The sequence below is a fragment of the Weissella confusa genome (genome assembly GCF_004766315.1).
In the GTDB taxonomy this organism is placed as follows: domain Bacteria; phylum Bacillota; class Bacilli; order Lactobacillales; family Lactobacillaceae; genus Weissella; species Weissella confusa_A.
Genome location: NZ_PVSN01000070.1, coordinates 26,145 through 40,617, shown reverse-complemented (window position 1 = coordinate 40,617; position 14,473 = coordinate 26,145). Strand labels below are relative to the sequence as shown.

Genomic DNA, 14,473 nt, shown 5'->3' with positions numbered 1-14,473 from the left:
CCAACACAGCGGGCAATCTCACGAGAGATTGTCGAAGCGCTTCTACCAATTTCTTTTGCAATGCTACGCATTGACAACCCTTCTCTGAGTAAAACTTCTATACGTCCGCGATCAAATGCGGTAAGCTGATGATAATGACTCATAATGTTTCCTCGCGTTCTGTATGTTCTAGACAAACTACATTTTACGCTGGTTCATTATGAGTCAGTTTTTATTTAGCTTAGTGTTGCACTTGAATTGTAAATTCAAGTTTCTTGAAAAACTGACGGATAATCATGGTGGTGAGTATATTGTTTTATGTAGCTTTGGCGGTTCCGGTTCTGTGGTTCGTTACTATGTAAAAAGGGTGAGCTATATATATGTGAGTGACAAACTTTTACTCACGGCGTGAATAAGACACCGTAAGCAAAAAAGCGAGGAAAACCAATGGGACTATTCATCAAAAGGCTTTCTAAGACTGTCATGCTGACCGCCACGTTGGGGTTGGTGATGCCAGTTTTGCCAACAACAGTATTTGCAGCCACAATTCCAGAGCTAGCCACACAAACGGAAATTGGTAGTTCGAAAATTAACCTAATCACTCCGGGACAAATGGGAAAGGCGTTTATCACGGGTGGTGACAGTACACCGTTTAAGAATGGACAAGCTGATTTAACCCAGGGATTGGAACAACAATTTGGGTCAGCATCATTTAAGTATTCAATTGACGTTTCGCAACCGTTTAAGTTCAAAGGTGTGTTGCGCACTAGCACTGGTGGAAATGCTCCGGGAGGCGGTTGGTTTGGCCCCAAGCCTAAGCGCACTGGAGATGCATTTGGTGTCATGATGGCACCTGTGGCGCCACACGAAATGGGGAATGGATCACGAGGAGGATTATTGGGAATTGGAAAGGATCCAAAGACGGGAACGGGATTTAATAATGCCCATTTTTGGGGAATTGACTTTCACTATAATCAGGAATGGCATGATGCGCCAATCTCAACAAATAATAATTCGCAGTATGCCTCATTTCGAGAAACTAATGCTAACGGTGACCTGCAGCATTACAACCCATCATACGATCAAGGTATGAAGGTTAAGTTAGATAAAAATGGGGATGATGTAGAAATTAATTGGAAACCGACTACGGTTACGGATACGCAAGTAACGGGAACGCTATCTTCATCGGCGTTTAAAAATCAATGGTCAAAAACAATTACTGTATACCGCAACATGGGATTCGGTGTGATTGCAGCAACTGGGCAAGATACATCAACCATGACGGTTGATATGCGTTCGTTTGAATTGCAACTGGGAACCTCCAACGTGACATTTAAGGGTGTGCCGGCAGCTAATACGGTCGATACATCAGATTTTAAGGCGCCTGTCTTTACACCGGCAGTCAAGCCAGCGTTGGTTGGTGCGCATGTGACCGTTTTGAGAGATGAAACAGCGCAAGCGGATGCTGCGAAGGATCCTAATTACGACCCGGACTATGTTTACTTGGCGCCTAAAGTTCAGGGTTATGAGTTAGCTGGTAAAAACCATGCGAACTATCTTAACTTTACGATTGGCAACGATGTTAACACGGAATGTGATTTAACGTATGAGAAGACCAGCGATGTGACGGTTAAGTACCAGTATGCAGCCAGTCGCGGACAATATTTTAAGCAGGTGACGCAGTCTGGTTATGATGGTGAAGCATATACAATTGATTCACCACAACAAGCTGGTTTTACGCCAGATGTTAAAACCGTCACTGGAAAGTTCGGCGATAAAAAAACGGTGGTTGTCACGTACTACCCAATTTATAACCGACCATTAAATCCATTTAATCCAAAGTGGGATGACCCGGTCACGCCGGTTAATCCTGGGGATGGGTCTGATGTTCCAACGGACGCAAGCGGTCAATTAACACTTGATTATGCCTCGACTTTTGATTTTGGAAAGCAAAAGATTAGTGCTTTAGACAAAACCTATCATGCGACCGCTCAGACTTTTAGCGATACAAACCATACTGGACTGACCACGCCGTTGTATGCGCAAGTCACAGATTTACGTGAACAACCAGGAAAGTGGGCGCTACAGGTAAAGCTAGGTGAGCTGAAAAGTCAAACATCAAATACAACACTGTCGCAAGCTTATTTAGAATTTAAAGGGGCAGCGTTAGCGTCGACTGATGCGAACCAGAAGGGTGTGACAGCAATGGCGGATCAATCAGCGGCCTTTGGTGACACTATTCAAATTATGTCGGCTGACAATGTTGGTGTTTGGGGGACGTGGCTAACCCGCTTTGGTGGTCAGAATGATTTCGGAACGGATTATGATGGTCGCAAAACGAATAGTGGTGTTTCGCTAGTTGTACCAGGAACGACCGCTAAGGCTGAATCCTATCAAGCCAATATGAACTGGATGTTAATGAACGTGCCAGGATCGATTAAATAAATCAGAAAACAGACCGATTATGTTTTGATGGGTCTGTTTTTGTATAAGCATATTTCCTTATTATTCGGTAACTATAAATAAGTAATGAGAACTGTATGAAATATAACGAGTATGATAATTCGGTAATTTTAAAGTAAAAGTTATAGGTTGATATTAGGTGCCGACTTTTCTTGTTATTCATATAAATGTAATGTAGACTTGTACAGTACGTTGTTTAGAAGTTAATAAATCTTCCCGGTTGATGATAATCAATCGGTATGCACGTTACAAATATATGAAAACATGAACGGGCCTGATAGGCATAAAAGAAATAAGGCTTTTATAAGGGTGAAAGAATGAAGAAGTTGGTTATCCATGGTGGACGCCGACTCAGTGGTGAAGTGACAGTTGGAGGCGCAAAGAACTCTACTGTTGCCTTGATTCCAGCTGCAATTTTGGCTGAGACACCAGTGAAGTTTGACAGTGTGCCAGATATTCTAGATGTATACAATTTGCAAGTTATCTTGGAGTCAATGAACGTTAAGTCTACTTTTGTAGGTGGCGAATTGATGATTGACCCAACTGATATTGTTGAGGCGGAGTTGCCATCTACGGCAATTAAGTCTTTGCGTGCCTCATACTACTTTATGGGATCTCTATTGGGTCGCTTTGGCCGCGCAACGGTGACGTTCCCAGGTGGTGATAATATTGGACCTCGTCCAATTGACCAACACATCAAGGGGTTTGAAGCCTTGGGTGCAACGGCGCGTGAAGAAAACGATACGGTTTACATCACGGCTGAAAACGGCTTGAAGGGTGCTCGCATCTTCTTGGACATGGTCTCAGTTGGTGCTACGATGAACATCATTTTGGCTGCTGTACACGCAGAAGGCACGACCATTTTGCAAAATGCCGCACGTGAGCCAGAAATCATCGACTTGGCAACGTTCTTGAACAACATGGGTGCACAAATCCGTGGTGCTGGAACGGACGTTATCCGTATTACGGGTGTGCCTAAGTTGGAATCAAAGAATACCCACACGATTATTCCTGACCGTATTGAGGCAGGAACTTATTTGTCATTGGCTGCCGCGCAAGGTGATGGTGTTTTGGTTAAGAACATTATTCCGGAGCACTTGGAGTCATTTACGGCTAAGATGATTGAAATGGGTGTGGACTTGGATGTTCGTGAGGACAGCATCTTTGTGCCAAAGGTTGAAAACCTTAAGCCAATCCACATTAAGACGGCACCGTTCCCTGAATTCGCTACTGACTTGCAACAACCAATTACGCCACTTTTGACGTTGGCTGAGGGTGAGAGCATTATTTCAGAGACGATTTATCCAGAGCGTACGCGTCACATTCCAGAGCTTCAAAAGCTTGGGGTAGCGATTGAGAATCCTGAGTACGGTGTTATTACTGTTGCTAACAGCAATAACTTCCACGGCGCAAGCGTTGCCGCGGCTGAGATTCGTGCCGGCGCTGCGTTGGTGACGGCTGGATTGATGGCTGACGGTATCACTGAAGTGACGAATGCTGAGCACGTTTTGCGTGGATATGATCACATTATCCACAAGCTAACGATGTTGAATGCGGATATTCAAATAGCAGAAGATTAATGATAAACACACACAATGCGACTCGGCGTTGTGTGTGTTTTAATATATACGGCAAAGCATCAGTCTCGAACATTTGGGACTGGTGCTTTTTTTGCACAGGCACTTAATTTTTAAAAATTAAAAAACTGCCACGAACGGTTTGTAAGTGCGCCTTATTCAAAGCGATTGCCAATATTGCCTGCCAAACAATTTACACTAAGGGTGTACAAATAGGTAAAGACTATCTGTAAACCAAACTTATTGTGAGGGGAGGATAAATTATATGAAAGTTAAAGCACTTTTGATTGTTGCTAGTACGCTGTTTGGTTTAAGCGTCGCAACGGTGGGATATACGGAAGATACGCCTGCCAACGTAGTTTCTACTGAAACTTATCAAACGGATGGTGTGGCCCGCTTTAGTGGACACTACACTTACCCAGATGATCAAGTGAACGGCTCGGATGATACATTCCAAAACACGGTCTACCAACCAAACGATAATACAAATCCGTATTATAAGCAGGCAAACGAAAAGAATGGTACACCGGTGTTGCCGAACACGGGTAGCGAAACGATGCTAGAGCGATTTAGTTTGCCGGTGTTGTTAACATTCATTGCCACTGGACTTTATTTCGTTAACGGTAAGAAATTTAGCCAACGCGGTTAATTTATCCACATTTTGACCCTTTTAGACACATTCGAAGCGAGGAGAAAAAATATGTCTAAAACTGTTACATTATTTGCCGCATCGGCAATGGCAACGCTGGGAGTGACTGCGAGTGTATACGCAGCGCCCGTCTCAACACTTGATTCAACGGCACAGGTGACGTTTATTCCAAACGATCAACCATCTGGACCGTTGGATCCAAACAACCCAGATCCGACCAATCCGGTTAAGCCAGTGGATCCTAATAATCCCAACAAGCCTGATAATCCTAATGCGGGACCTTTATCACTTGATTTTGCGTCATCATTTAATTTTGGTAAGAACAAAATTACGACAACTGATGAAACGTATTATGCAGAAGTCCAAAAATTTACGGACGGTCAAGGAAATACCACGACAGGTCCAAATTATGTGCAAGTTACTGATAATACCGGTGAGGATAAAGGTTGGGTGCTATCCGTAACGCAACAAGGTGATTTGACGGACAACAAGAATTCGCTTGATGGTGCAGTGATTACGTTGCATGATGCGAACGTAAAGGGAATCGCAGGAACTGGCGCAACTGCACCAATCGTTGCTGCAAACGATATTGCCTTGGAAAAGGGCCAGAAGAAGTTGGTTATGACAGCCACTGCGAACAGTGGTCAAGGAACGTGGTTAACGCGCTTTGGTAGCAACAAATTAGCTGACGATAAAGCGGTCAGTTTGTTTGTCCCTGGTAAAGCAGTTAAGCACGCGGCAACATATTCAACCACTTTGAATTGGAGTTTGGAACAAGTTCCAACGAATACGCCCATCAAGTAGTACAAAAGACAGAGGTAAAGCATGACAAATAAACTGATTACGATTACAAGTGTCGTAGCGGTTTCATTACTTAGTCTTGCAAGTGCGGTGACCGCAGATGCAGATGAGTATCAAACTAGCGGCACAGTTGGATTCATCCCCAGCACTGAGGTGGTACCACCGCATAACCCTGATGAACCCGAGGACGAAGTAACACCGGTTGATCCAACGCGATCAGATGGTAAGCCAGAACCTGGTATGCCGGGTCCGTTGTCAATCGATTTTGCCTCAAGTTTTAACTTTGGTACGCATGCAATCACTAATAAGAATGTTAGTTATGATGCTGAGGCGCAAGAGATTCAAACACGGGGTAAAGATACCTATGTGCCTGATTATGTACAGGTGTCTGATTACCGCGGTAATCGTGCAGGTTGGACACTGCAACTTTCGCAAAATGGCCAATTTAAGACGAATGATGCAAAACACCCTTCAGTTCTTGATGGTGCAGTTATTTCATTAGACGACTCATACGCAGTTGGATTAACGAATGCTATTGCACCAGATACGTATAATACAGCCTTGTCGCCTGATGGCAGCAAGACTGTTGTTATGGAAGCTGAAAAAGGTGAAGGAACAGGGACTTGGATGATGCCTTGGGGATACGATGGTGACTTGAAGCCGGACAAAGAAAACGGTGGTATGCTCATCGACCCAAAGGTATGCTTATCAATTCCTGGTACGACGCCCCGTGATGCCGCAACATATACAACGACATTAACGTGGACACTTATTAATGTCCCATTACAACAAAAGTAAGGAACAATCATTATGAAGAAGCAAGTAACTCTTTTTGCAGGTGTAGCTCTTGCTACGTTAGCTGTCACTCAAACGCCGATTCTAGCGGCGCAAATGTCTGATTATAAGTCAACAGGAACTGTTACTTTCCAACCGTCAAAGGATACAACCAACCCGGTTGATCCGACGAATCCAGACCCAGACAAGCCGGTCAAGCCAACGAATCCAGATGGTACTGACCCACAAGCGCCACAAGCTGGCCCTTTGTCGATTGATTTTGCTTCATCAATTGATTTTGGTATTCAAAAAATTACATCAAAGACCGAAACTTACCAAGGTAGTGCGCAACAATACACGACGTTTGATGGTAAGAAGACAACAGGACCTGATTATGTGCAAATGACAGATAATCGCGGATCGTTTACGGGTTGGACGCTGTCAGTTAAGCAAAACGGCCAATTCAAGGGACAAAACAGTAATGCTGTTTTGGATGGTGCTGAAGTCACATTTGGCAACGCAAATCACCTAGGAATGACGACAGCATCAACAAACGCAACGGACATCACGGCGCTAAAGTCATTTACGCTGGATCCATTGTCTAGTAATGCCATTAACATTATGTCTGGCGCGGCAGCTAAGAATGCTGGTGACACAAACGAAACTGGTGGTACCCACTTGATGCGTTTTGGTGACGCAACAGACATTGTTTCAACGGAAGTTAACGCTGATGGCTCAAAGCGTGGTGACACTGATAAGGCTGTCACACTAATGGTGCCAGGTAAGACGGATAAGATGGCAGATAAGTATGCGACAGAATTCGAATGGATCCTAAGCGACATGCCAACTATCGTTAAATAGAGAATATTTTCGCATGATAAATGAGAAGTGGATGGTGAAGGAAAACTTCTCCGTCCATTTTTTATTAAGACAGAATAAACGCCTAAGAAAGAGAAAGAGACATGAATTTAACAAAGAAGATTAAGCGCAGTCTGATTACCGTAGCGAGCCTAATTGCGACGGCTGGCATTGGTGTATTAGTGAGTAGCCAACCAGTATCAGCCAACCAACTAACCTTTTCAGTTATGCCGGTTTTGCCAGATAACCAGGTAGATAAGACTGATGGTTTCTTTAATTTGAAGCTTGGTGCAGGTGAATCAGAAGATTTAACGTTGCGTTATCAAAATAACACGAAGCGTCCAGTGATGGTGACAACTAAAGTAGCGCCAGCTAGCACAAACAACAATGGTGTTGTCGAGTATGGCCTAAACAAGATTAAGGCTGATAAGACCCGTCAATTTAATATGCAAGATTTGGTTGATGTGCCGGAAAAAGTTGAGTTAGCGGCCGGTGAGACGAAAGAGGTTCCCGTCCATGTTTCTATGCCAAATCAAGCGTATGCCGGAATTATTGCCGGCGGATTAACGTTCTCAGATGAGACGCAAAATCAGCAAAATATGGATGTTAAGTCTACCGGAATGGCGATTAAAAACATCTATTCATTTCAATTAGGATTGCTGATGCGCCAGTCAAAGGATGCGGCATACAGTGATGATCAAATTCAAAAATCCGGCTTGAAGATGCATGAAGTTAAGCCAACTCAGATTAACTATCGAAATGTTGTCACTGCAAATTTGCAAAATCCATTGAATGTGTACGTTAACCAAATGGCGGTAACGGCCCAGATTTCAAAAGTCGGATCGTCAAAGGTCGTTTACCAATCTAAAAAAGACAATATGCAAATGGCACCGAACACCAATTTCAATTACCCGATTGCGTTAGGAGCTGGGGAAGCCATGAAGCCGGGGAAGTATAAGCTTGACTTGATGGCGTATGCGGACAAGAACCCAAAGGGACGGTTTACAACGACAGACTTCAATACAAAGGGCGCTGATACGTATACGTATATGTGGCATTTTACAAAGACGTTTGAAATCAAGGCTGACACAGCAAAGCACTTCAACCAAAAGGATGTGACGATTCAACCGTTTAACTGGGAGTTATTAGTCATTGTGCTTGGTTTGCTATTGTTGTTGTTAGCGTTATTCTTGTGGCTATTTGTCTTTAAGCGTCGCAAGGATGAGGAAGAAGTTGAAATTGAAGAAATTGTGCATGATCAAAATGGACAAGAATTGCCCATTATTCGTACAACCACGATGAAGGAATATAAGCGTCTTGTTAAGAAAGGAAAACAAGTCCAGATTGTAGAGCGTTAGTGAAAAATGGGAAAGCAAAGTTTTCAACACAGTAAAAAAATAAAAACGGTTATTATTGCGATTCTAACATTGGCGGCGGTACTGTTTTCGGTACCGTTTCTGCAGGATTTCTATACCTGTTATGTCAAGTCAACAACATCTGTAAAGTATGTGTCGAAACTGCCAAAGGTTATTCAACCGGCCGAGACAATTCATGCGCCGACGTTACAGACTGTGATGAACATGAATACGCACGCTAGGACAGCCGTCGGACGTGTTGTGATGCCATCGGTTGGACTTGATGATGATATTTATGCTGGATTAACGAACGAAAATTTGTTTTATGGTGCCGTAACACTCTTTCCAAACAGAACGGTACACAAGCACAACCTGGTGTTGATTGGACACAATATGGGGCACACAAAGGTGCATTTTGGTGTGTTGGAGGGTGCTAAGGTCGGTCAGAAGGCGTATTTGCAATACCTTGGCAAGTACTATCAATATACGATTTACAAAACATCAACAATTTTAGAGACTGAAATTAATAAAGTGAAAGATACAGTTGATTCGGAGTTAAGCTTAGTCACCTGTTCAGCACCAACGCGAACGCCAAACCGTATTTTGGTGCAGGCAAAGCTTGATGGTGAAATTACTAAACCGCGAAGTCAGGTCTATATGCAACGGTCCCACATGAACATGGCAAAGAATACACAGAAATCAGTAGTCGGATACGACTTCTGGCCACTCTTTGTCATCTGGCTGGTCTACTTGCTTCTTGTTATTTTAGTTATTATGTTGAAGTGAGTATGGCTAATTCACTTGCTAATTAGTTGTTAACAAGATAAGATGGATAAGTTACAAAAAGGACTGTTGCCAAAATCAAACGCAGTACGGACGCCGGATTGTGTCTAGTTTGAATTTTGTTCGTAGTTCGCGATATATAGAGCGCGATTGACTCCGCAATCGCAACTGGAGGAAATATTTTGAAGTTTTCAGAGTTGGGTCTTACACAAGACCTATTGACGGCCATCGAGAAGCATGGCTACGTAGAGGCCACGCCAATCCAGGAACAAACGATTCCTTTGACTTTGGCTGGTAAGGACGTTATCGGACAAGCCCAAACGGGTACCGGTAAGACGGCCGCATTCGGTTTGCCAATCTTGGAAATGATTGACACAGACAGCAACCAAGTACAAGCCCTTGTTGTCTCACCAACACGTGAATTGGCTATCCAAACACAAGATGAGCTATTCAAGTTGGGACGCGATAAGCGCGTTAAGGTACAAGCTGTCTTTGGTGGTGCAGATATTCGCCGCCAAATCAATGGTTTGAGCCACGGTGCTCACATCGTCGTTGGTACGCCAGGACGTTTGATCGACCACATCAACCGTGGCACGATTAACTTGTCTAACGTTAAGACTTTGGTCTTGGACGAAGCCGACGAAATGTTGAACATGGGATTCCTTGAAGATATCGAATCAATCTTGAAGGCTGTTCCTGATCAACGCCAAACGTTGTTGTTCTCAGCAACGATGCCACCTGCTATCAAGCGTATCGGTGTGCAATTTATGACGAACCCAGAGCACATCCAAATCGCTGCCAAGGAATTGACGACGGATTTGGTTGAGCAATTCTACGTTCGTGTACGCGACTTTGAAAAGTTCGACACGTTGACGCGCATCTTGGATGTGCAACAACCAAAGTTGGCTATCATGTTTGGTCGTACGAAGCGCCGTGTTGATGAATTGACACGTGGTTTGGAATTGCGTGGCTTTAACGCTGCCGGAATCCACGGTGACTTGACGCAACAAAAGCGTTCACAAGTTTTGAAGCAATTCAAGAACGGTGAGATCAAGATTTTGGTTGCCACTGACGTTGCTGCTCGTGGTTTGGACGTTTCTGGTGTTGACTACGTTTACAACTTTGATATTCCACAAGATTCAGAATCATACGTTCACCGTATCGGTCGTACTGGTCGTGCCGGTGCTACTGGAACTTCTGTAACGTTTATCTCAAACGCTGAGATGGACTACTTGAAGGACATCGAAAAGTTGACTAAGAAGCGTATGCAACCATTGAAGCCACCTACCCGTGAAGAAGCATTGGCTGGCCGTATGTCAGTTGCTGCTGATTCAGTTGAAGATGTCATTGCGGCAACTTCAGGTGCCGTTGACTCAGAAGTCATCGACAAGTTGGTTGAAAAGTACGATGCCAAGACTTTGGCAACGGCCTTGTTGGGTGCAGTTGCTAACGTTGCTGAAATGGACACTGAGTTCACGTTGTCACGTGAGCGTCCATTGCCTCGCAAGCGTTCTGGCTTCGGCGGTGGTTCACGCAACGGTGGTGGATACCGTGGTGGTCGTCGCGAAGGTGGCGAGCGTCGTGGCGGTGGATACCGTGGCCGTCGTGAAGGTGGTCGTGACGGACGTGATGGCGAGCGCGGACAACGCGAGCGTCGTTCATTCGACCGTGGTTCACGCACTGGATCAGGTGACCGTTCACAACGCGGTCGCTCAGGTGCACCACGTCGTCAATCACGTGACTTTGTCATCAAGAACAACGACTAATTAATAACAAATGAAACCTCTGTTCAATTCTGTGTTGAACGGAGGTTTTTTATTGCTCTAAAAACTGGCATATTGTTGTTTGCTTATTTTTAGTTTGGTTGAATGATGTTACAGTAAAATGACGATAAACAGCGTATAATGAAACAATAATCTAGGAGGAAGTTAGCATGATAATCGGACAAGGCATTGATGCCCAAATGATTAGTGATGTGACACGATTGGCGGAACGCCGACCAAAGTTTATTGACGTCATTTTGACGCCAGCAGAGCGCGAGGTTTTTGATAAGCGTAAGGGCAAGCACCAAATGGAGTTCTTGGCTGGCCGCTTTTCAATTAAGGAAGCATATAGCAAGGCCGTTGGAACAGGAATTGGTGGCGAAGTTCGCTGGCATGATATGGAAATTGTTCCAAACGAAGCTGGACAACCAGTCATGGTTAAGCACCCCAAGCAAAACGAGGCGGTGGCACATATTTCAATTTCTCATACAGGTGATACCGTACATAGTTCAGTTATTTTGGAGTCGTTGGCTTCTTTACACCAACCGGTCAGTGAGCGACGTCCGGCTTGGCTCGAAATTTCCGAGTCAGCGCTGGCTCATAACGTAGCTTATATTCGTGAGCTGACCGGCGCCGAACGCTTTTTTGCCGTCGTAAAGGCAAATGCTTATGGCCACGGCTTGCCACAAATCGTTAAGGCAGCTGAAGATGCAGGCGTTGATGGGTTTGCGGTGGCAACAATTGACGAAGGTATTTGGTTGCGTCACTTTGGCATCAAGAAGCCTATTTTTATTCTTGGTGTAACACCGGCTACGTATGTTGCTGATTTGGCGACCTTTGAATTGATGCCCGTTGTTGCAAGTGAAACCTGGTTGGATGAAGCACTTGACCTTTTGCCAGCCGATAAGACATTGATTGCATCAGTTGGGGTTGATACTGGTATGGGACGCATTGGTATTCGTGACCGTGCCGAACTTGAGCGTGTCGTCGCAAAGCTAAATGATGCAGAAAACGTCGAATTCAAGGCGATTGGAATGCACTTTGCGACCGCTGATGGTGGCAACACAGCTTACTTTGAGCAACAATTACAACGCTGGCACGAATTGACTGATGGTCTTGATTTGCCAGCCGATATCTGGCGTCACTTAGCAAACTCAGGGACATCATTGTGGCACGAGCAACCAAGTACTGATTTGGCTCGCGTTGGTGCCGGCATGTATGGCTTTGACCCATCACAAGGTGAATTGGCCATGCGTGAGATTCAACCGGTCTTGTCATTGAAGGCTGAGTTGGTTCACGTGAAGCAAGTTGAAGCGGGTGCATCAATCTCTTATGGCGCAACATATACGACTGACGAACCAGAATGGATCGGCACGTTGCCAGTTGGTTATGCTGATGGTTATCCACGCGCATTGCAAGGCATGACCGCTTTGTTGCCAGATGGCCGTGAAGTTGAATTGATTGGCCGTATTGCGATGGACCAATTAATGGTCAAGCTACCAGAAGAGTTGCCAGTGGGAACTGTGGTAACATTGATTGGGTCAGTTGGCGATAAGGCAATCACGTTGGTTGACCTTGCAAACAAGATGGGGACGATTCCGTATGAAATTGCCACGGGATTGTCACCACGTTTGCCACGAAAGTTAGTGAAGTAGAGAGAGTAGTATGGCAAATCGACATGATATTAAAAGAGGAGACATCTTCTTTGCCGATTTATCACCGGTAGTTGGTTCAGAGCAAGGTGGGCAACGTCCAGTTGTGATCATCCAAAATGACGTTGGTAATCAGCACGCGCCGACTGTCATTGTTGCGCCCATTACGGCGCAAATTTCAAAACCCAAGATGCCAACCCACGTGGGCTTGCCATCTGAGTTAGAGAATACCGGTATTGCACGCGATTCAGTTATTTTATTGGAACAAATTCGCACAATCGACAAGCGTCGGTTGCAAGATAAAATTGGTTTAGTGCCGGGTCACTTAATCGCTAAGCTTGATCAAGCGTTGGTGATTAGTTTGGGGCTCGTTTAAAACACCCTTATTTTGCATAAGGGTTGCTGTTAACTGTTAAAATAATGACATTATAAAAAGAAGGAGGGCATACTCGTGGAACACTTTAATGTTGGTGTTATTGGTTCAGGACCTGCTGGCTTGTCAGCAGCCTTTCCATTGCAAGCAGCTGGGCAATCAGTTGTTATTGTTGAAGAGTATCTCTGGGGCGGTACCTGCCCTAATTATGGTTGCGATCCTAAGAAGGTTCTTTTGGCTGCCGTAGAAGCTAAGGAACAAGCTGAATGGATGCAACACACAGGTTTGATTGGTCACAATGAGATTGATTGGCCTGCCTTGATGGAACACAAGATGGCCTACACGGATCCAGTTCCTGCACGTAAGATTGCGGGACTTGATGATGCCGGCATTACCCACAAGTATGGTCACGCCTACTTTGTGGATGAGCACACGGTTTCAACTGGTACGGAAACGTTTACGGCTGACAAGTGGATTATTGCCACTGGTGCCCGTCCAGCTCGATTGGAAGTGCCTGGTGATGAATTCTTGCACGACAATGAAGACTTCTTGAACTTGCCTAAGATGCCAGAAGAAGTGGCCTTCATCGGTGCTGGATTCATTGCCATTGAGTTTGCTGGTATTGCCGCAGCAGCCGGCGCAAAGGTTCACGTTGTGGCTAAGCACGATGTGATTTTGCGTGAGTTTGATCAAGATTTGACGCAAGATTTGATTGCGCAAATGGAGAGCAAGGGTATCACGTTCCACTGGAACTTTGATACAGCTGCCGTTGAAGAAACCGCTGGCGGTCGCTTCGATATCGTTGCTGCTGATGGACGTCGTGTCACAAGTGACATGCCATTCATCGCTGCTGGTCGCGCTGGTAACACTGAAGATTTGAATCTTGAAGCTGCTGGTGTTGAAGTTGCTGGTAACGGTATTAAGGTAATGTCTGACTTGCGTACCACTAACCCAAATATCTTTGCGGTTGGTGACGTCGCAGAGTCACCAGTGCCAAAGTTGACGCCAACTGGTGCCTATGAGGCGCGTTATGTAGCTGGTTTGTTGACTGGTACTGAGCCAGAAGAAATTTCATACCCAGCCATTCCAACGATGGTGTATGGTTCACCAAAGCTGGGTCAAGTTGGTATGTCAGCTGTTGAAGCTGAGTCAAAGGGCATGAAGGTTAACTCAATCGACATGACACCTTGGCTAGCATACTGGCGTCACAAGGAGCAAATTGCTAAGGCTAAGGTTGTCTTGAACGAAAAGGGTGTTATCATTGGTGCGACGGTATTGAGTGCTGAAGCTGATGAGTTGTTGAACTACTTCACGGTAGCCATCAACCAAAAGCAAGACAAGTGGGCAATTAAGCACAACTTGTACTCATACCCATCAATCGCATCAGATATGGGCTTCTTCGCTTAATAAAGGTCAAATTAACGAGCAATCAGTATTGAACTGGTT

General features: G+C 44.9%; 13 protein-coding genes. 12 read left to right on the top strand and 1 reads right to left on the bottom strand.

Annotated features, from left to right (window positions below):
* On the bottom strand, positions 1-143 hold a 143-nt coding region (locus C6P11_RS09575; protein ID WP_135518151.1), incomplete at its 3' end, for a helix-turn-helix domain-containing protein.
* A gap of 283 nt (positions 144-426) precedes the next feature.
* Here C6P11_RS09575 and C6P11_RS09570 point away from each other — a divergent pair.
* The 12 genes from C6P11_RS09570 (at position 427) to C6P11_RS09515 (ending at position 14,434) form a co-directional block, all read left to right on the top strand.
* Positions 427-2,424, top strand: coding sequence for a WxL domain-containing protein (locus C6P11_RS09570; protein ID WP_135520660.1), 1,998 nt, complete (start codon positions 427-429; stop codon positions 2,422-2,424).
* Positions 2,425-2,759: 335 nt separating this feature from the next.
* Complete coding sequence (locus tag C6P11_RS09565; protein WP_135520658.1) at positions 2,760-4,022, top strand: UDP-N-acetylglucosamine 1-carboxyvinyltransferase; 1,263 nt, start codon at positions 2,760-2,762, stop codon at positions 4,020-4,022.
* Positions 4,023-4,284: 262 nt separating this feature from the next.
* Positions 4,285-4,668, top strand: a complete 384-nt coding sequence (locus C6P11_RS09560; protein ID WP_135520656.1) for a hypothetical protein — start codon at positions 4,285-4,287, stop codon at positions 4,666-4,668.
* Positions 4,669-4,719: 51 nt separating this feature from the next.
* Positions 4,720-5,472: a WxL domain-containing protein gene (locus C6P11_RS09555; protein ID WP_135520654.1), complete on the top strand. Its 753-nt coding sequence runs from the start codon at positions 4,720-4,722 to the stop codon at positions 5,470-5,472.
* A 21-nt stretch (positions 5,473-5,493) separates the two neighbouring features.
* The gene (locus C6P11_RS09550) at positions 5,494-6,267 is read left to right on the top strand and encodes a WxL domain-containing protein (RefSeq protein WP_135520652.1); all 774 of its coding nucleotides are present in this window, start codon (positions 5,494-5,496) and stop codon (positions 6,265-6,267) included.
* A 12-nt stretch (positions 6,268-6,279) separates the two neighbouring features.
* Entirely contained in the window at positions 6,280-7,104 is an 825-nt protein-coding gene (locus C6P11_RS09545; protein ID WP_135520650.1) for a WxL domain-containing protein, read from the top strand.
* Positions 7,105-7,205: 101 nt separating this feature from the next.
* Positions 7,206-8,459 (top strand): DUF916 and DUF3324 domain-containing protein, encoded by a 1,254-nt coding sequence (locus C6P11_RS09540; protein WP_135520649.1) that lies wholly within the window; start codon positions 7,206-7,208, stop codon positions 8,457-8,459.
* Between the two features lie 6 nt (positions 8,460-8,465).
* Positions 8,466-9,242 carry a class A sortase gene (locus C6P11_RS09535; RefSeq protein ID WP_135520647.1) on the top strand — a complete coding sequence of 259 codons (777 nt, stop codon included), beginning with the start codon at positions 8,466-8,468 and terminating at the stop codon, positions 9,240-9,242.
* 179 nt (positions 9,243-9,421) lie between these two features.
* Positions 9,422-11,005, top strand: coding sequence for a DEAD/DEAH box helicase (locus C6P11_RS09530; RefSeq protein WP_056972399.1), 1,584 nt, complete (start codon positions 9,422-9,424; stop codon positions 11,003-11,005).
* 167 nt (positions 11,006-11,172) lie between these two features.
* Positions 11,173-12,657 (top strand): alanine racemase, encoded by a 1,485-nt coding sequence (gene alr / locus C6P11_RS09525; RefSeq protein WP_135520645.1) that lies wholly within the window; start codon positions 11,173-11,175, stop codon positions 12,655-12,657.
* A gap of 10 nt (positions 12,658-12,667) precedes the next feature.
* Positions 12,668-13,030 carry a type II toxin-antitoxin system PemK/MazF family toxin gene (locus tag C6P11_RS09520; protein WP_003607860.1) on the top strand — a complete coding sequence of 121 codons (363 nt, stop codon included), beginning with the start codon at positions 12,668-12,670 and terminating at the stop codon, positions 13,028-13,030.
* Between the two features lie 75 nt (positions 13,031-13,105).
* Positions 13,106-14,434: a dihydrolipoyl dehydrogenase family protein gene (locus C6P11_RS09515; RefSeq protein ID WP_135520643.1), complete on the top strand. Its 1,329-nt coding sequence runs from the start codon at positions 13,106-13,108 to the stop codon at positions 14,432-14,434.
* The last annotated feature ends 39 nt before the right edge of the window (positions 14,435-14,473 follow it).